The sequence below is a fragment of the Ancylomarina sp. 16SWW S1-10-2 genome, assembly GCF_009669305.1.
Classification (GTDB): domain Bacteria; phylum Bacteroidota; class Bacteroidia; order Bacteroidales; family Marinifilaceae; genus Ancylomarina.
Window position 1 is genome coordinate 35,967 of sequence record NZ_SADB01000025.1, and the last position, 19,146, is coordinate 55,112.

The window sequence follows — 19,146 nt, forward strand, 5'->3', positions numbered from 1 at the left end:
TGGGCTTACTTTTTATCTAAAACTTAACTCTAATAGTGAGTTAATATATTAATCTCTTTTTGTATTTAAATATTAATAATATGATTTCTACTACAGGTTTTCTCGTAAATATCTCTTGAAAACATAAAAAGACGTGCTGGTTTTTTTGAGATTCCAACTCGTTTCTCTTCTAGCGGAACTATATAAGTTTTACTTATTGCTTTCTTGCGGAAATTTCGATTATCAATTTCAATATTGAGTACCGATTCATAAGCTAATTGCAATTCGTTCAATGTGAATTTATCTGGTAAAAATTCGAATATCACAGGTTCACTCATAACCTTCTGCTTCAAATCTTCCAATGCACAAGCAATAATCTCATGATGATCGAAACCTAATTGAGGTAACTCACGAATGGGAAACCATTTAATATTCTCATCTCTTAAATCTACAATTTCAGAGGGAAGTAAGAAATAATATGCCACAGACATTACGCGTGGATCAACTCCCGAGCTTTTCAACCAAAGAGAATCTTTTTCATTCTTTATTCTATCCGGATTTCCGAACGTACGAAACTGCTTTTTGTAAACATCATCTAATCCTGTCAGCCCTTTAAAAATTCTTGTTGCCGACTCATCCAAGCGTTCGCTTTTAAAGACATGATCGCCAGTCAATACCCAATCATCAATATCCGAATAACGAAGATCATGCATTTTAAGTTTACGGTTTGAAAGCAGTATATTAATATTCGCATTATCGAAACCAAAAACAACGCAGTCAACTGATATATTCGAAATTTTTCTAAAATCCATAATTAATAAACGTTGAATTTACGCTTTACATTGATTTATTTCAAAACAAATATAAGAATCTCCTTTTTCAATTCCCAATCATTTCCTACTAATGTACGAGACACTCACAAACACACATTAAACGTAAAAAAGTAACCAACAAGTATTTAAAACGCCCAAAACACTTACTTTTTTTTTCGAAACAGCATATACAACAGCCACAAAAAGTAACACTTAAAAACCTAAGCACCTGAATCTTATCCCCAGCGCAAACGATTTATTTTTTAATTAATTTGGATTATAAATTATTTTTTGCATACATTTGTTACGCAAACGTATTAAATACGTTTTATAATATCACAGTCAATAATCAAACCCAGAAACAAGATGAATACTCAAATTAAAAAAAGTAGACATTTAAAAATGGCTCAGATTTTAAAAAAACGACAAAAAGTACGTTTTAAAAATTTAAGATTATCTTTTGTACTTATTTTACTAGTATTAACAAACAGTCTTTTAACTAATTATTCAAACGATATAAATCATGAAAAATGACTCAACACGGAACTTCGCCCATCTTGATGTAGAGCAACTACCGATAGCCAAAAACAAACTTCATGGAGGGAAACATTTTGCGGGATTATACGCCGGAGAACATGTTGCTGCAACAGAATTTGTAATTGGTGCGACCTTTGTTTCATTGGGAGCTAGTACACACGATATTTTATTCGGACTTCTTATTGGTAACATACTAGCCGTGCTGAGCTGGACATTCATGACTGCACCTATTGCAGTCCAAACCAGACTCAGTCTGTATACTTATTTACACAAAATTGCTGGAGATTCGATGACCAAATTATACAATTGGGCCAATGTAATTATCTTCACTGTTATTTCTGCTGCCATGATAACCGTATCGTCCTCAGCAGTGCGATTTCTATTTAATATTCCTGCCCAATTAAACTGGTATTCGACCAATGTATGGTTTATACTCATTGTAATTGCTGTAGGTATAGTTGTGGTATTTGTTGCAATCTTTGGCTTTAGTACAGTGGCCGATTTCTCAAGCATTTGCGCACCTTGGTTATTCACTCTATTTGTTGCCGGAGCCTTAGCACTTCTTCCTGCTCTTGCCTATTCGGTAATCGGATCGACAAGCATTTCAAGTTGGAGCGAATTTATTCATATCGGCGACCTATCCATTTGGAAAGGCGTCACCAGCGACGGTGAAGCCGGAATCGGATTAGTCGAAGTAATCGGCTTTGCATGGGCTGCCAATACCATTACCCACGTAGGACTAATAGATATGGCGATTCTTCGTTATGCAAAAAAATCTACTTACGGAGTTTATTCAAGTTTTGGAATGTTATTTGGACACTATATTGCGTGGATTGTAGCCGGAATTATGGGAGCTGGAGCAGGTGTTCTACTAAATCAACCTGTTGTATCTCTAGATCCTGGTGATGTTGCCTACTATGCCTTGGGAGCTTCTGGTTTTGTTATTGTAATTATTGCCGGATGGACTACTGCCAATGCAAACTTATATCGTGCTGGTCTAGCCGCTCAAGCCATTTTCAAAAATCATTCAAGAAGAAAAACAACCTTAGTAGTCGGTGTATTCACGGTAATTATAGCATGCTTTCCTTTTGTATTTTCAAAAGTACTTCCTATGCTTACCTATGCAGGCTTACTTGTTGTTCCTGTAGGTGCAATTGTGTTTGCTGAACATTTTATTTTTCCTAAAATAGGTTTAACTAGATATTGGGCTTACTATAAAAAACTTGCAACAAGCAAACCTGCTATTATTTCTTGGGGAGCAGGTCTAATCCTTGGTTTTGGCTTAAATGCAATAAATGCAATGTCATTTTATTACCTTTTTATTCCCACTTGGTTCTTTACAGTGATTCTATACACCATACTAGCTAAAATGTATGGTGCTAAAGAAGATTACACCGAAGAAATCAAAGAAGAAAAACAGCTTCAAACTGATATAAAGATCTACCAGGAAGAAAAAGCAAAGGATGAAAAGGTACAGTACAAGGATCATTCTATATTCTCTAAAGTTCTTAACACCTTATCAATAATTTGTTTACTTATTATTACAGCTTTAGCATTGAATACAATGTTTGCAAGTGCCGATTTGGAAAGCTACAACATGAACAAAGACTTTTTTCACAAATATGCATTTTACTGCACCATAGGTTATTTTGTATTTGCTTACTGGAGCCTTCGCAGAAAAAAAACATTAATTAAATAAAACAACAATAAAATAGAATCAGCGTAGCAATAGCCATTCCGAAAATCAAGTAAAATCGACGACAAGCTAGCTACTATGCAAATCAAAAAATAAAAAAGATGAAAACAGCTATAGCATTAAATCAGGAAAATCTAGGACTAATGCCTTCTAATGTTCAAACACCTTCTTACGATAGAGATAAGGTAAAAACAAGCATTGTACATATTGGCGTAGGAAACTTTCACCGTTCACACGAAGCCTTTTACACCAACGAATTAATGGAACGATATGGCATTTTAGATTGCGGAATTTGTGGTGTTGGTCTTTTGGATTTCGACCGTAAAATTTACAACATTCTAAAAGATCAGGACGGACTTTACACGCTTGTAATTAAAAATTTGGATGGCACACGAAGCGCAAAAGTCATCGGGTCTATCGTTGAATACATCTTCGCTCCCGAGAATCCTATTGCTGTGATCGAAAAAATGGCACATCCTGATATTAAAATCATTTCGCTAACCATTACCGAAGGCGGTTACAATTTGAATGAAGCTACGGGTGAATTCGATTTTAGCAATCCGGTAATTGTTGAAGACATGAAAAATCCAATGTCGCCTAAAACGGTATTCGGATATTTGGCTCAAGCCATGAAACTAAGAAAACAACGAGGCATTGCCGGATGTACGATTCAATCGTGCGATAATATTCAAGGTAATGGCGATGTGGCTAAAAAAGCACTTTTGAATTATATAGAAAAAGCCGAGCCCGAATTGCTTCCTTGGATCAAAAAAAATGTATCCTTTCCCAATGCTATGGTCGATAGAATTACGCCTGTAACCGTTGCTAGCGATATTGAAAATTTACAAGATGAATTTCAGGTAAACGACCAATGGCCTGTAGTTTGCGAACCTTTTATACAATGGGTGGTTGAAGATGATTTTGCTGCAGGAAGACCTAAATGGGAAAAAGTAGGAGCTCAGTTTGTCGAAAATGTAGTTCCTTTCGAAAACATGAAGTTGCGCTTACTAAATGCTGGTCATACAGTACTAGGAATGTTAGGTGCATTACATGGTTACAAAACCATTGATGAATCAGCTCACGACGAAGATTTCTCTGTGTTTTTGAAGGCATTTATGGACGAAGAAGTCACTCCTATTCTAGGTGATTTGGGTGATATTAATTTGGATCAGTATAAAATGAGTTTGATTAAGCGTTTCAAAAATGTGTATATCAAAGATATTATTCCACGAATTTGTCTAGAAAGTTCAGCTAAAATTCCAATCTTTTTGCTTCCTACAATCAAAGCACAACTAAAAGGTGATGGCAACATAGCAAGAGCCGCTTTTGTAGTTGCCGCTTGGTGTAAATACAACGATGGAACTGATGAAAACGGAAATAGTTATGCCATTGATGATGCCATGAGCAATGAACTAATTCGTGCTGCAGCCCTATCGCATCAAACACCAATTAAATTCTTAGAAATTGAGCCTATTTTTGGAAAAATGATCGAAAATAAGACTTTCGTTGATGCATTTCTATCTTCTCTTGAAATGCTACGAAGCAAAAAAGTAAAAGATTGTGTAAAAGAAATGAACTCAAAATTAGCTTAAAATGAAACAGATCGTATGCTACGGTGAAGTATTGTGGGACATGTTTCCAACTGGCAAAAAGCTAGGTGGTGCTCCACTAAATGTTGCTCTAAGAGCTCAATCGCTAGGAAATAAAGCGTGCGTAATCAGCAGTATTGGGAGTGATAAAATTGGAAATGAAATTTTAGCCGAAATTAAAAGCTTCTCCTCAAGTGTTGAGCACATTCAAATAAGCAAACACTTTTCTACCAGCGAAGTTTTGGTAAAATTGGATAAAAGTGGATCGGCCTCTTATGAGATAAAAATGCCTTGTGCATGGGATGATATTCAGCTTTTAGATCAAGACATTGAAACTGTGAAAGCTTCGGATGCTTTTATTTATGGAAGTCTGATTGCGAGAAGCAAAACGTCACGTGACACCCTATTGGCTCTGCTCGAAAAAGCTAAATTTAAAGTCTTCGATGTTAATCTTCGTGCACCACATTACACGCAGGAAACCATCTCGAAACTAATGAAAGTAGCAGATTTTATAAAGTTCAACGACGATGAGATTGTAGAGATCTGTGCCAATATGGGATTCTCAGATGAAAAACTAGAAGCGTGCATTGAATTTATCGCAGCCAAGACAAATACAAAACAAGTTTGCGTTACGCTGGGCGGCGATGGAGCCGTATTCTTTAGTAACAATCAATTTGTGTATAGTAAAGGTTTCAAGGTGAAAGTAGCCGATACCGTTGGTGCCGGTGATTCGTTTTTGGCAACACTAATCAATAAACTTTTACAGGATGTAGATCCGCAAAAAGCAATTACTTATGCCTGCGCTGTAGGAGCCATTGTAGCTTCAAAAAGTGGTGCAAATGCTGATATTCCGGCACATGAAATTGAAGATCTCATTAATCAACTAAATTAATAAACTACACTTAACTGAAAAAAAGGGAGGCTTTAGCCTCCTCTTTTTTGCAACTCACATTCCTAATCAAAAAAAGATCATTCACCACTCGTGAAAATCTTTTTTAACACTTTATTTCACCTATAAATACCATCTAATACAACAAATAGTCTTTAAACAAAATATTGTGAGAATAAGACAATTCATACATTACAAACTTCTTATAAATAAAGTACCCTCACCTGACATAGTCAAGTGAGGGTGTTTTTATATTATAATAAAACTTCGATTTATTTCAGTTCTAATAATGAGTTATGATATTAATTTCCTTTTGAGTTAAGAATCTGAACTTACCTCGAGGCACGTTTTTCTTAGTTAATCCTGCAAAGTAAACACGATCAAGTTTTTCAACTTCATAACCTAGATGTTCAAAAATACGACGAACAATTCTATTCTTACCTGAGTGAATCTCGATACCAACCTGTGATTTATCCTTAGGATCTACATAACTAATTTCATCTGCCTGAATAAAACCATCTTCTAATTCGATACCATCAACAATTCGAGTTAACTCATCCTTAGTGATATTACGATCTAAATGAACGTGATAAATCTTCTTTCTTTCGTAGCTTGGATGAGTTAATTTCTTAGTTAAATTACCATCATTGGTAAATAACAAAACACCTGTGGTTGCTCTATCCAACCTTCCAACAGGATAAATACGTTCATCACAAGCATCACCAATCAAATCCATTACCGTTTTTCTTCCTAATGGATCATCAAGAGTTGTCACAAAATCTTTAGGTTTATTCATTAAAAGATAAACTTTTGCTTCAGCCATCAAACGAGCACCTTCCAAACGAACATCATCATCCATGCTAACCTTAGTTCCCACCTCGGTAACCGTAACAGCATTTACCATGATTTTACCCTCGGCAATAAGCTTGTCGGCTTCACGACGCGAACATACGCCAGAATTAGCAATAAATTTATTCAAACGTAACATGCCATCAGCAGGACCGTTCAAACGGTTATATTCCAATTGCTTTTTCTTTGAATAACGACTTTTAATCTCAACAGCTTCTTCGCCTTCTACTATTTCTAAAGCTTCATCACTCTTTTCGAAAGTTCTCTCAGGACGATCAGCATTGTCTCTATGTTGAAATCTTTTTCTATCCTTATAACTTCTGTCTGTTCCCTTTGTAGAAAATTCTTCTTTCGGTTGGCGAACAACAGATTTTCCTACTCTCAAACCAGATCCACGTTTTTCGTCACGTCGAGCATCAGGCTTATTTTTACCCCTATAAGCTTTTTTATTCTTCTTATGTGATGATGCAGAACTATCAGATGTTCTTGCAGCTCTGTTTACACGTGATTCACTAGAACCATCCTCATTCCTTCTTGAACGAGTATCATTATCTCGACTCTTAAAAGAGCGATCACTCTTTGCAAATCTATCTCCCTTTTCCGATGATCTTGGTCCTCTACTAAATTTTGATTCACTAGAACGACCTCCTTCATTTCTTGACGAACGATTATCCTTATCTCTACTTTGATAAGGGCGGTCACTTTTAGCAGATCTATCCGTTTTTTTATGCGAAAACTCAGAGTCAGATCTTTCCCCTTTTTCAGATGATCTTGGTCCTCTATTAAACTTAGATTCGCTTGAACGACCTTCTTCACTTCTTGATGAGCGGAACGATTGCTTTCCTCTTTGCTTGTTTCCGTATTTTCTATCTTCCATTATTTTAACAACTTTTCGTTATTATTTAGCCTACAAAGTTACTAAATATCAGCAAATATCAACTCAATAACAATGAAAAAGGAGAAACACCAAGATCAAAAAAATAAAATATGACTGATTTAAAATTTACCTAGACATTTCAAGCTAAGGATTTGAAAGGAATCATCTTATAAAAATCGATAATCTTCTACATTCTTATGTTTTCAAACCAATAGTTTATTAATTTTACATGATTTTCGAAAAAGATCACAAGAAGGTAAAATCACAAATACTCTTCTCATAAAACTAGAAATCTAAAAAAAATAAAATATGGCATTAATTAAATCGATATCAGGAATTAGAGGTACCATTGGCGGACAAGTTGGTGATGGCTTAAGTCCACTCGACATTGTAAAATTTACAGCAGCATACGGAACTTGGGCAATCAGACGTCACAAAGGTGAACGTGTAAAAATTGTTGTAGGTCGTGATGCTCGTATCTCGGGCGAAATGGTCGATAGAATTGTTGTTGGTACTCTAATGGGATTAGGTATTGATGTGATTGAAATTGGATTAGCTTCAACACCAACCACTGAAATTGCGGTTACAAGCGAACAGGCTCATGGCGGAATTATTCTAACAGCAAGTCATAACCCTAAACAATGGAATGCCCTTAAATTGCTTAACGAAGAAGGAGAATTCCTTAACGATGAAGAAGGCAAACTGGTTTTATCAATTGCTGATAATGAAGATTTCCATTTTGCTGATGTTGACGTTTTAGGACAAGTCACTCACGTTAACAATTATAACGAAAAGCATATTAAAGATGTGCTAGACCTTAAATTAGTTGATGTTGATGCTATCCGAAAAGCAAACTTCACAGTTGCCATCGATGCTGTTAATTCTGTTGGTGGTATTATAATTCCTCAACTTTTAAAAGCTTTAGGTGTCGAGAATGTCATCGAACTTTACTGCGAACCTAATGGTCAATTTCAACACAACCCCGAACCAATACCTGAAAATTTAACAGCCATTGCTGATGTAATGAAATCAGGTAAAGCTAATGTTGGTTTTGTTGTTGATCCAGATGTGGATCGTTTAGCTATGATTTGTGAAGATGGCAATATGTTTGGTGAAGAATATACTCTAGTCGCTGTTGCTGATTATGTCTTATCTCACACACCTGGTAACACTGTATCCAATATGTCATCAACTCGTGCTTTAGCTGATGTAACAAATGCTCATAATGGACAATACACCGCATCTGCAGTAGGTGAGGTTAATGTTGTTACCGAAATGAAAGCCAAGAACGCTATTATTGGTGGTGAAGGCAACGGTGGTATTATCTATCCTGAGTCTCACAACGGTCGCGATGCTCTAGTTGGAATTGCATTATTCCTAACTCACTTGGCTAAAAAAGGCAAAAAAGTATCTGAACTTCGTGCTGAATATCCAAGCTACTTTATCTCTAAAAATAAAATTCAGTTGACTCCTGAAATTGACGTTGACGCGATTTTAGTTGCGATGAAAGAAAAGTATAAAAACGAAAAAGTAAATGATATTGATGGCGTAAAAATCGACTTCGCAGAAGAGTGGGTACACCTTCGTAAATCAAATACCGAACCAATCATTCGTATCTATTCCGAAAGTAAGAATGAAGCCAAAGCTGATGCATTAGCAGCGAAAATCATCTCAGAAATTAAAGGGATTATTGCCTAGTTGAAATAGAGCTTAATAAGTACATGAAAAGCTGCTACAATTTATAATTGTAGCAGCTTTTTTTCATTTTTAATAAAAATACGTGGCAGCAATGTTGAAAAACATCAAATTAAAACAGTGAATTACGTCTATTAATTGATTTCAAAAAAAAACCACATAGCGTTCCATCTTAAATTGGTAAAACAAGCTGTATCAATTATTTAATTAATATTTGAAGACTCCTTTAGGTAAACATTATGTATCACTAACAGCTCAATTACAAACGTTTTAAAAATCAGCAAACACCCCGCTTGCCTTTCAATTTCAACAACTTATGTTCTTTTTGTAAAATAAGTTTTAAAGCATATTTTTCCCTCATATTTATACTTACATTTGGACAGAATGAAGTTCTAAACAAATTAATAATAGCACTTAGATGGATCTCATATTTTATGAAATTATTAATTATCCGAATTTATCTAATTGCTAAAAAATAACAACCAGATGCCACAAATTTCAGACAAAGGACGCTTAATGCCAGAATCGCCAATTCGTAAATTGGTTCCTTATGCAGAAGCTGCAAGAGCTGCAGGTAAAAAAGTATACCCATTAAATATTGGGCAACCCGACATTAAAACCCCTGAGGTTGCAATGGAAGCGATTAGAAACTGTACTGCAAAAGTAATTGAGTATTCTCACTCAGCAGGTAATATTTCTTATCGTAAGAAATTGTGTAAATACTATCAAAAGATTGGTATTGATGTTGACGAAAACGAAATGTTAATTACAACTGGTGGATCAGAAGCAATTACCTTCGCAATGTTATCATGTATGAATCCTGGTGATGAAGTTATCATTCCAGAACCATTCTATGCTAACTACAATGGATTTGCTGTTTCTGCAGGTGTTATTGTTAAGCCTATTACATCAAGTATCGAGAATGATTTTGCTTTGCCTTCTATCAAGGAGTTCGAAAAGATAATAACTCCTAAGACAAAAGCTATTGTTATTTGTAATCCTAACAACCCAACAGGTTACCTTTATTCAAAAGAAGAATTAAATTCATTACGAGAACTTGTTCTTAAATATGATCTTTATTTATTCTCAGACGAGGTATACCGTGAGTTCTGTTACGATGGAGAAGAGCATTTTTCAGCTATGAACCTTAAAGGTATCGAGCAAAATGTAATTCTTATGGATTCAGTATCTAAACGTTACTCTGAGTGTGGTGTGCGTATTGGAGCTATGATTACAAAAAACAAAGAGGTTATCAAAACGGCTATGAAATTTGCTCAAGCTCGTTTATGTCCTCCAGGTTTTGGTCAAATCGCTGCTGAAGCTTCTCTTGATACGCCAGATGATTATTTCACTGAAGTTTATAACGAATACATCGACCGTCGTAACTTTACAGTTAATGCTCTTAATAAAATGGACGGAGTATATTCTCCAATGCCAAAAGGTGCATTCTACACAGTAGTAAAATTACCAATTGATGATGCTGATAAATTTGCTAAATGGCTACTTGTTGATTTCGAATACAATAACGAAACTGTAATGGTTGCTCCTGCTACAGGATTCTATGCAACTCCAGGTTTAGGTAAAAACGAAGTTCGTATTGCTTATGTTCTTAAAAAAGAAGAATTAGCAAAAGCGATGATCGCTCTTGATGAAGCGCTTAAAGTTTACCCAGGAAGAACAATATAAAAAAGTTAAAAGAAAATATCAGAAAGAAAGGCTCCAAGTAATTGGAGCCTTTTTTATATTTAAATGATTTTATACGAATCATTACTCAACTTCAAATTTTTCAATATATTGATGCATATTCCATATCCCGACCATTTCTTCAGGCACATGATAAATATAATGAACCTCTTTAGGATAAAAATATTGTTCATCGTAAACAACTTCAATTTCTTTGATATAAACTTCACTTGTAAGTTTTCTATCTTCATTATCCACAAAAGTTGATTGTATCTCAGCAAATAAATCATCTATCAAATAACTATCTGCATCTTGAATGCCATTTTCAGTCAAGGCAACCAAAGTATCAACGTCTCCATCTACAATCACAATTCCAATATTAGATGCAATTCCTGAATAAGAATAACCAGAATTTGAATATTCATAAGAATAATTTTGCAAATTTAATTGATTCCAATTATTCAAGTTCTCAACAAATGTATCTTCATCGAAATCGACACATACAGTGTCATCCTCATTATCGCAAGATATTAGACAAAAAGAAACAAATAGATAAAATAAGAATTTCGGTCTCATAGTAATTTTTTTCAGTAAACAATCAACCCGTCAAAAAGGAGACAAATTACTGATTTAATTGTGGTTAAATTTAAAAAATACAACAAAAATAAATCATATCAAATCGCAAGAATCTGCTGGCATCCAATGCTTATCTTTCCCATCCCATTTTACATTACATCCAATAGGGTTGGTTAATGGTACCGTAATTGCTTTTCCAGCCAAGTATTCATCAATGGCTCTTTCTAAATCTCTAACTTTTACTTTTGAAGTATCCTTAGGATTATCAACGGCACGTCCTGTATAAATCAACTTTCTGGCTTCATCAAAAAGGTAAAAATGAGGAGTCTTTAAAGCACCATATGCTTTTGCCACATCCTGTGTTTCATCGTACAAATAAACCCAAGGAAAATCATATTCTTCCATTCTGTCAATCATATGATCGAAATCGTCCTCCTTATAAGTATTCGCAGAATTGGAATTTATAGCAACAAACTCAACACCCTGATGAATATATTTATCGGCTATTGCACGTGTATCTTCATCGGAACCTATTACATAAGGACAATGATTACACGTAAAAAACACAACAAGAAGTTTTGATGATTTAAAATCGGTAAGTTTATAAGATATGCCATCGGTAGCTGGCAACTTAAAATTAGGAGCTTTATCAGATAATTGTAAGGTAAATGCCATTTTCAAGAATTTTATAATGAATAAAACTCAAGTTAGATATTATTTTTAAGAATTCTAAATAAACAACAGTCAAAAATCATCATGAATCATTTGAGATCTGGATAAATCAAGTATTTTTTTCTGATCAATTTAAACTCGTCAAGCTTAATCTGCCACGATTCTCTAATTTCACATTCTGATTTTCCTTGAATAATTTGTTTCCTCAACTGTTTTGTTCCTGCTAACTTTTCAAAAAATGGATTAAAGAATTCTGTCTTTTTATTCAATGCTGCATAAGCTTTCAGCAAAAACGACAAATCCAATTGCTTTTTCTCTCTTAAACTTTCAATATCTACTAATCGTAAATCTTCACCACAACAAATTTGATTCTTGAACTTTGGGTTTTTGCTAGCTCCCGAAATACTTCTTGGCTTGTACTCAAACTTACTTGTTTCCAATAAAGGATGTCCATAGGTTTGAAAAGGAAAATCGGTTCCTCTTCCTGCACTTACCACAGTTCCCTCAAAAAAACACAATGATGGATAAAGTTGTATCGATCGATAGTTGGGTAAATTTGGTGAAGGCTTTACAGGTAATTTATAGATTGAATTGCGGTTCCAATTCTCACAAGGAATTACTGTCAAATCACATTGAATTCCATTTGCCAACCACTTTTCACCATTAATCATCTTTCCATATTCGCCAATTGTCATTCCATAAACAATAGGTACTGGATGCAAACCAACGAACGATTTACAGTCATCCTCCAAAACAGGACCATCAATATAGTGAGCATTAGGGTTTGGTCTATCCAGAACGATTAAAGGAATATTATTTTCGGCACAAGCCTCCATCATATAGTGCAAAGTAGACAGGTAAGTATAAAACCTCACACCAACATCTTGTAAATCGAAAACAACCAGATTAATACCTTTCAAATCTTCGACATAGGGCTTTTTGTGTTTTCCATATAGAGATACTATCGGTAGTTTCGTTTTTGAATCTAAACCATCATTTACTTTCTCCCCAGCATCGGCATTTCCCCTAAATCCATGTTCTGGACTAAATATTTTTACTAAATTGATGTTTTTTGATAAAAGAAAATCGACTAAATGCTGTTCTCCCACAAGTGATGATTGATTAGCAACAAGAGCTATACTCTTATTTTCTAAAAATGATTTATATACTGAAAAACGATCAGCTGCAGGCGTGATTGTATTTGACTTATTTTGTGAGCAAGCTGTTTGAAAAATCAAAAAAAACAAAAAAAATGTAATAAGATAGGGCTTGTTTCGTAGCATTCTTATAATTTTAAATTTACTAAGTACGAAATTACTACTTTTGTATCGAACAGCTATTAAGCAATTGAATTATTATCAACACATCACATTAGTGAATTTAAGATAAACTCTGGTTAAAAATAACGATTTGAATTTAGAACTCCATATTGCAAAAAAGATCACTTACAAAAATAAATCTGACAAACAGATATCACGTCCTATCATTAGTATTGCGACTCTAGGTATTGCTCTAGGCTTGTCGGTAATGATTCTTGCAATAGCAATTGTTACAGGATTCAAAGCTGGTATAACTGAAAAACTGACGGGATTCGGTTCTCACATTCAAATAAGTAATTACGATAACAACAATTCATACGAGACTTATCCCATAGATAAAAACTTGATTCCAATGGATAGTTTATCTCAAATTAAAGGGATAAAACACATTCAGGCTTATGCAACCAAACCTGGAATTATAAAAACAAAAGATGAAATTCAAGGCATCGTTCTCAATGGCGTTTCTCTAAATCATGATTGGTCATTCTTTAAAGACAAGTTAGTTGAAGGAAATACTATAAATATGATTCCCTCGAAAAAGAGTAATCAGATTCTCATATCAGAAAAGCTAGCCAATCTCCTACATCTTAAATTGGGAGAAAAACTAATCATGTACTTTGTACAACAACCTATTCGCCAAAGAGCTTTTACTATTTCTGGAATTTTTAATTCTGGTATGGATGAATTCGATAAACTTTTTGTTATCTGTGATATTCGTCATATTCAAAAACTGAATAATTGGGAAGATAATCAAGTTAGCGGAATAGAAATAACTATCGATAATTTTAACAAACTAGATGAGACTAAAGAACTCATTCATGATCATATTGCAAACATATTTTCCAATGATGGATCTACTTTTAGAGTTAGGACCATAAAACAAAATTTTCCACAAATATTCAATTGGCTAAAAATGCTTGACCTTAATGTTTGGATTATTCTAGGTTTGATGATTCTAGTAGCAGGTTTCAATATGGTTTCTGGACTTTTGATTATCATTCTCGAAAAAGCCAATATGATTGGTATCCTAAAGGCTTTAGGTGCTGACAATTGGCTGGTTCGAAAGATTTTTCTATATCAATCTACTATGATTATTGGTAAAGGGATGCTGCTAGGAAACCTTATAGGAATAGGTATTTGTCTTATACAATTCTATTTTCATATCATAAAGCTCGATCCGGTTAACTATTATTTAGATACGGTACCTATCAATCTTAACTGGTTTCATCTTTTATTATTAAATATTGGAACACTAGCCGTTACGGTAAGCATGCTTCTCATTCCATCTTATTGGATAACAAAAATAACACCTAGCAAAGCTATAAAATTTGATTAAGTTATTATCCTCGTATTAATTCGGTCTATAATTAAACAAATTTCATCTAAATTAATTCACTTTAGTGAAATGTTGAAACAAGGTTTTTTATTATATTTAATCGACGTTAATAACACCATCAACATGATACATCCCAATTCAATTAAAAATATAGATCTGTTTATCGAAGATTTCAGTAAAGAGCTTGAAAAAGGCCTACCCGGTACTTTAGCTCAACAAAAAATGGCTCCTTCTATACGTAATTATTGCCCAAATGAAAATGATCCAGATCTAACGAGAGACAGTAGTGTCCTAATTTTATTCTATCAAAAAGGTGAAGATTTATATTTTCCACTTATGAAAAGAAGTCTTGGAAACCATAGACATAGTGGTCAAATTAGTTTGCCTGGAGGGAAATTTGAGTTAAGCGATAAAGACCTTATCGATACAGCAATAAGAGAAACGGAGGAGGAAATGGGATTATTGGGCAATAAAATTCACATTATAGGACCAATCACTGGATTATATATTCCAATAAGCAATTTCCAAGTTCAACCCATTGTAGCCTATTACGATGGTGTACCTCAATTTAAAGCAGATTCTTTTGAAGTCAACCAAATAATTGAAACCAATATTGAAGAGCTTTTTAAAGTTGATAATAAACATGAAGAGACTTTACACAAAGATAAATTCGAAATAAGAACGCCTTATTACGATGTAAAAGGACATAAACTTTGGGGGGCTACAGCAATGATTATTTCAGAACTTGAAGAATTACTCAAGAGAGCTAGTCTCATCAAGTAAAACTGTATTTTCGTAATGATTGTAAATCGATAAAATTTTTCTCACATAATTGTAAGGTTCTTTACCACGGCAATAACCATATTTCACAACCGGATCTTTATAGAATTCCGGTTTTGATTTGTTCAATAGATAGTAATCGACACTACCTTTCCATAAATCTGGGTTTTGACCATTCTTTTTAGCTAAGCGCCTTGCATCAAGAATATGTCCTAATCCAACATTATAGGAAGCCAGCAAAAAATTCAACTTATCTGTTTTGTCAACAAGAACCTTATCCAATCTACGACTTAAATATTTTAAATGTGCAACACCCGCTCTTACATTTTCTTCAACACAAGAATCTTCATCTACACCATAGCGAAAAGCTGTTTCAGGCATCAATTGCATTAATCCAAAAGCACCAACCCAAGATTTAGCATTAGGATCAAAATGTGATTCTTGCGAGATAAGGGCAGAAAGTAATCGCCAATCCCAATCAATAGTTTTCGCATTTTTCTTAATCAAATCATCGTACTTAGATATTTTACCACTTTTAAGCGTAAAATATTCACTATTATGACGTCTCTCTATTCTTGAGCTCAAGAAATATTTAAGGTAAATTTGGTTATATCGTGCCGTTTTCTTAAATCCTTCTAGCCAAACATTAATAGCTGTAGTTAGCTCATCACTACCTTTTCTCAAAGCCCAACACATATCCTGAGGAGGAGTAATCTCAAGTTTTACATCAATGTTAGGGTAGTAATTTTTATTGACAACTGCCACATTTTCATCAGCAATTGTATAATCAATCTCACCATTAGAAACTTGCTCTATTAGTTCTTCAACTTCTATATTATCGAGCTTTTTAATAATAATAGGATAACTACTTTCCTTAGATAAATGATCTAAACTTTCAACATAAGATGTAGCGTGTTGAATATAAATCTCTTTATTTCCTAAGTTCAGTTTATCATTTATTATTGGCAGAGAATCATACTTAGAAGCTATACGCTGAATCAAAACTTGCTTTGACTGACTGTGAGGTATAGTGAAATTAAATCGTTCTTGTCTATCCTTGGTAATGGCAAGATTCATCCCTATTAGATCTATATCCCCTTTCTCTAAACTAGAAAAAGCTGATTGTAAATCATTTTCCACCTTTAATTCTAATTTCACATTAAGTTCTTTGGCTAAAGCATTCAATAGTTCATATTGAAATCCCATAGCACGACCTTTATATATGAAATAGTTAGTCGAATTATAATCAGTGCTTACCCTCAGTTTTCCACGTAATTTGATATGCTTTAAACCAAGCACAGCTTTTTCTGGCTGACGTAATCTAATCATTTGACGATTTTGATTACACGTCTGCAGAAAGACCATGAATATCAGAGGAATAACTAATTTTATATATTTAAATTTAAACATATTAGTTTACTTACCGTTCTTCAAAGTATGAAAAAACGGGTACCTAACCAAAAAAACAACTTTCATTGGTCAAATTAACAAATAAATTTTAATCGTAAAATGTCCATCGTAATCCATATCTGAGCATGCCTGGATTGAGTGGATAATGAAGAGAGCTAAAGTAGTTTTGACTACCCATTTTAGCATTTAAGTGATCATACATGATAAAAATACGAGTCCGCTTAATTCTAAAATTGAAATACAAGTTAACCTTTGGATAATCACCTAATTCTTGCTCATTCTGCAAGAAAAATTGTCCAGTTGATGGCGAGTAGTTCGGAGCGTAATATGAAGTGTTATAATAAACAGAAAAACCTGTTTGTATATCTAATGCACCATTAAAAAATGTGTTTGAATAATAATTATTACTATAAACTGAAAAATCAGGCAATGGAAGAATATCATTATCAGAACTCTTCTGCCCAACAATCTTTTGACTTAAAGTAAAATGACCTAGTTTAAAATCTTTCTCAACATAGGCTGTCAAAACCTGTATCGATTTGGTTTTTTGAGACACAATCGTGTCATAACCAAAATAAGTGTAATTCTCTAGATTATCAACTTGTCCACCTATTTTAAAACCATATCTCTTATTTTCATAATTTAATCCCAAAGATAATTCATTACTTTTATCGAGATTAATATTCCATTGTTGATGATTCCCATAATATTCTGTCAATAAAAAATCTGGAGTATTCGATTTAATCTGAGACGTAATTTTAAGGTATTGTCTATTTACTGAATCACCAAATTGGTACACAATATTACCATCAAGAAGATAATCAGACTGATTATACCCTTCAAACACATACTCACCTAAAAATTTCCAATTCCAATTTACCCCAGTTTGACGAAAAATACTTGTCATCAATCGCGTATTGTGAATATTCTTATCTTGTTGAGAAAATGAATTCTCAGCAACTAATCTCCTTAAGTTGTAAACAGAAAATTCGTTCAACAACCCTAAACGAGCACCAAAACTTAATTTTTTATTCTGATTCTCATTAAATACAATATGAAAACCATTACTAAGCGTCTTTAGAGAAGTTTCATCATCACTTTGATCGTTATTCAGATAAGTATTTTTGAAAAAGTCAGTATCAACAACAGCCTCCTTAAACTCTCTATTATTTGATTCATAAGTAAAATCATGAACAACTTTTACTGGATAAATTTGACTTGTATCTCCATCTATAATGAGATCTTTACCGTTTCCAATATTATAATATTGATTAGCAACAAAATTAAAATTCGATAATTGATTCTTTGTATCTGATAAGTTGACTTGTACATTTTCAGAAGCAATTACCGTATCACGAATCTGAGTGTCATCAGCTACGCCACCATTTTCATTTACCAACACTCTATTTTGATTCAATACAAAATGAGCACCATAACGTCCTTTCTCATAACTTGAGAACAAATTGAAATCATACAATTTTGTTTTCTGATTTTGATATTGTCCTTCACTCGAGATTAAATTAAAACTAATACCAACATTCCAAAATTGATTTACATTTTGAGTATGTAAAACCCGAAGTTTATTTTCTGCAAGATCTTTAGATCCAGCAGTAGAATAATAAAATTTCGTAAAAGGAGTTGTCGTATTGAAATATAGAATCTCTTTAGGCATATTCATATAAGCCTCAAAAGTATTGAAGAACATAAAAGGTTCATTACGAACACGATCTTTAAATATAATACTCTGATAAGGTGAGCCCAGATTACCTAAATAAGAATTAGCTATACTGCGTTGAAAAATAGGATTGAAATTTTGAATATCGCCTAATAAAGTGTCAATATTTAAAATAGATTTACGTGTTCCATAATCTAACAAACGCCAAGTTTTAATGTGAGATTTCACATTATTATAGCCAAGACTATCCATTTCACTTTTCTCCCCATCACGCTTAGAACCCGATTCTCCGATCTTTCCATCAGGTCGATTTCCAAGTTCTTTTTGGGCAGCTAAAGACAAGCTTAAGCAGAGCGTAAAAATGAATAAAATGAAAGTTTGTTTCATAGCCTGCAAATATAAGGAAACTGACAATAAGAAAATTATTTTTTCACCATTTATCGGTTAAAAAACTTTAATAATTGATGAAAAGACATAAAAAACAGACCAACAAAACATTATCATACATACTGATTATCAGATAACTTACAGAAACAAGTGATTAACATTATAACAAACAATGTATAAAGTAATAATTTTGATTAATTGATTTTTCCCACCCTTACCCCCTTGACTTTAGGGCACAAAAAAAGCGTCTTACTCCGTAATGGAATAAGACGCTTAAAAGTTGGCATCGACCTACTCTCCCACCTTTCGGCAGTACCATCGGCGCTAATGGGCTTAACTTCTCTGTTCGGGATGGGAAGAGGTGGAACCCCATTGCTATAGATAC

14 protein-coding genes and 1 rRNA gene are annotated in these 19,146 nt (G+C 33.8%); 7 read left to right on the plus strand and 8 right to left on the minus strand.

Annotated features, from left to right (window positions below; all coding sequences use genetic code 11):
* Window positions 1-65 precede the first annotated feature (65 nt).
* Window positions 66-791 (minus strand): NUDIX hydrolase, encoded by a 726-nt coding sequence (locus tag EMN46_RS16360; RefSeq protein ID WP_154201897.1) that lies wholly within the window; start codon window positions 789-791, stop codon window positions 66-68.
* Between the two features lie 523 nt (window positions 792-1,314).
* On the opposite strand from EMN46_RS16360, the gene EMN46_RS16365 reads away from it, so the two are divergent.
* The 3 genes from EMN46_RS16365 (at window position 1,315) to EMN46_RS16375 (ending at window position 5,505) form a co-directional block, all read left to right on the plus strand.
* Complete coding sequence (locus tag EMN46_RS16365) at window positions 1,315-3,027, plus strand: cytosine permease (protein WP_154201898.1); 1,713 nt, start codon at window positions 1,315-1,317, stop codon at window positions 3,025-3,027.
* Window positions 3,028-3,125: 98 nt separating this feature from the next.
* Window positions 3,126-4,616: a mannitol dehydrogenase family protein gene (locus EMN46_RS16370; protein ID WP_154201899.1), complete on the plus strand. Its 1,491-nt coding sequence runs from the start codon at window positions 3,126-3,128 to the stop codon at window positions 4,614-4,616.
* Window position 4,617: 1 nt separating this feature from the next.
* On the plus strand, window positions 4,618-5,505 hold the full coding sequence (locus EMN46_RS16375; protein ID WP_154201900.1) for a carbohydrate kinase: 888 nt from the start codon (window positions 4,618-4,620) through the stop codon (window positions 5,503-5,505).
* A gap of 280 nt (window positions 5,506-5,785) precedes the next feature.
* Here the strand turns inward: EMN46_RS16375 and EMN46_RS16380 are convergent, their stop codons facing one another.
* Entirely contained in the window at window positions 5,786-7,228 is a 1,443-nt protein-coding gene (locus tag EMN46_RS16380) for a pseudouridine synthase (RefSeq protein WP_154201901.1), read from the minus strand.
* A 309-nt stretch (window positions 7,229-7,537) separates the two neighbouring features.
* On the opposite strand from EMN46_RS16380, the gene glmM reads away from it, so the two are divergent.
* Together glmM and EMN46_RS16390 are read left to right on the plus strand one after the other, a co-directional pair.
* A complete protein-coding gene (gene glmM, locus EMN46_RS16385) occupies window positions 7,538-8,926 on the plus strand; it encodes a phosphoglucosamine mutase (protein WP_154201902.1) in 1,389 nt (462 codons plus the stop codon).
* Window positions 8,927-9,409: 483 nt separating this feature from the next.
* On the plus strand, window positions 9,410-10,609 hold the full coding sequence (locus tag EMN46_RS16390) for a pyridoxal phosphate-dependent aminotransferase (protein ID WP_154201903.1): 1,200 nt from the start codon (window positions 9,410-9,412) through the stop codon (window positions 10,607-10,609).
* Window positions 10,610-10,690: 81 nt separating this feature from the next.
* Here the strand turns inward: EMN46_RS16390 and EMN46_RS16395 are convergent, their stop codons facing one another.
* The 3 genes from EMN46_RS16395 to EMN46_RS16405 form a co-directional block, all read right to left on the minus strand.
* A complete protein-coding gene (locus EMN46_RS16395; RefSeq protein WP_154201904.1) occupies window positions 10,691-11,182 on the minus strand; it encodes a DUF6174 domain-containing protein in 492 nt (163 codons plus the stop codon).
* Between the two features lie 93 nt (window positions 11,183-11,275).
* Window positions 11,276-11,857, minus strand: coding sequence for a thioredoxin family protein (locus EMN46_RS16400; protein ID WP_154201905.1), 582 nt, complete (start codon window positions 11,855-11,857; stop codon window positions 11,276-11,278).
* 86 nt (window positions 11,858-11,943) lie between these two features.
* Window positions 11,944-13,137 carry an exo-beta-N-acetylmuramidase NamZ domain-containing protein gene (locus tag EMN46_RS16405; RefSeq protein WP_154201906.1) on the minus strand — a complete coding sequence of 398 codons (1,194 nt, stop codon included), beginning with the start codon at window positions 13,135-13,137 and terminating at the stop codon, window positions 11,944-11,946.
* Window positions 13,138-13,264: 127 nt separating this feature from the next.
* On the opposite strand from EMN46_RS16405, the gene EMN46_RS16410 reads away from it, so the two are divergent.
* The gene (locus tag EMN46_RS16410; protein WP_154201907.1) at window positions 13,265-14,509 is read left to right on the plus strand and encodes an FtsX-like permease family protein; all 1,245 of its coding nucleotides are present in this window, start codon (window positions 13,265-13,267) and stop codon (window positions 14,507-14,509) included.
* Between the two features lie 123 nt (window positions 14,510-14,632).
* The gene (locus tag EMN46_RS16415; RefSeq protein ID WP_195715292.1) at window positions 14,633-15,292 is read left to right on the plus strand and encodes a CoA pyrophosphatase; all 660 of its coding nucleotides are present in this window, start codon (window positions 14,633-14,635) and stop codon (window positions 15,290-15,292) included.
* Here the strand turns inward: EMN46_RS16415 and EMN46_RS16420 are convergent.
* The 3 genes from EMN46_RS16420 to rrf all read right to left on the minus strand — a co-directional run.
* Entirely contained in the window at window positions 15,263-16,618 is a 1,356-nt protein-coding gene (locus EMN46_RS16420; protein ID WP_195715293.1) for a transporter substrate-binding domain-containing protein, read from the minus strand. The two genes, EMN46_RS16415 and EMN46_RS16420, sit on opposite strands and share 30 nt — an antisense overlap.
* A gap of 169 nt (window positions 16,619-16,787) precedes the next feature.
* Window positions 16,788-18,761 carry a putative porin gene (locus EMN46_RS16425; protein ID WP_154201910.1) on the minus strand — a complete coding sequence of 658 codons (1,974 nt, stop codon included), beginning with the start codon at window positions 18,759-18,761 and terminating at the stop codon, window positions 16,788-16,790.
* A 278-nt stretch (window positions 18,762-19,039) separates the two neighbouring features.
* Window positions 19,040-19,146 (minus strand): 5S ribosomal RNA (gene rrf / locus EMN46_RS16430); the annotation flags it as partial.

Excerpts from the sequence above, each read along its gene's own strand:
- EMN46_RS16360 (WP_154201897.1), bottom strand. The coding sequence starts at position 791 with ATGGATTTTAGAAAAATTTCGAATATATCAGTTGACTGCGTTGTTTTT.
- EMN46_RS16365 (WP_154201898.1), top strand. The coding sequence starts at position 1,315 with ATGAAAAATGACTCAACACGGAACTTCGCCCATCTTGATGTAGAGCAA.
- EMN46_RS16370 (WP_154201899.1), top strand. The coding sequence starts at position 3,126 with ATGAAAACAGCTATAGCATTAAATCAGGAAAATCTAGGACTAATGCCT.
- EMN46_RS16375 (WP_154201900.1), top strand. The coding sequence starts at position 4,618 with ATGAAACAGATCGTATGCTACGGTGAAGTATTGTGGGACATGTTTCCA.
- EMN46_RS16380 (WP_154201901.1), bottom strand. The coding sequence starts at position 7,228 with ATGGAAGATAGAAAATACGGAAACAAGCAAAGAGGAAAGCAATCGTTC.
- glmM (WP_154201902.1), top strand. The coding sequence starts at position 7,538 with ATGGCATTAATTAAATCGATATCAGGAATTAGAGGTACCATTGGCGGA.
- EMN46_RS16390 (WP_154201903.1), top strand. The coding sequence starts at position 9,410 with ATGCCACAAATTTCAGACAAAGGACGCTTAATGCCAGAATCGCCAATT.
- EMN46_RS16395 (WP_154201904.1), bottom strand. The coding sequence starts at position 11,182 with ATGAGACCGAAATTCTTATTTTATCTATTTGTTTCTTTTTGTCTAATA.
- EMN46_RS16400 (WP_154201905.1), bottom strand. The coding sequence starts at position 11,857 with ATGGCATTTACCTTACAATTATCTGATAAAGCTCCTAATTTTAAGTTG.
- EMN46_RS16405 (WP_154201906.1), bottom strand. The coding sequence starts at position 13,137 with ATGCTACGAAACAAGCCCTATCTTATTACATTTTTTTTGTTTTTTTTG.
- EMN46_RS16415 (WP_195715292.1), top strand. The coding sequence starts at position 14,633 with ATGATACATCCCAATTCAATTAAAAATATAGATCTGTTTATCGAAGAT.
- EMN46_RS16420 (WP_195715293.1), bottom strand. The coding sequence starts at position 16,618 with ATGATTAGATTACGTCAGCCAGAAAAAGCTGTGCTTGGTTTAAAGCAT.
- EMN46_RS16425 (WP_154201910.1), bottom strand. The coding sequence starts at position 18,761 with ATGAAACAAACTTTCATTTTATTCATTTTTACGCTCTGCTTAAGCTTG.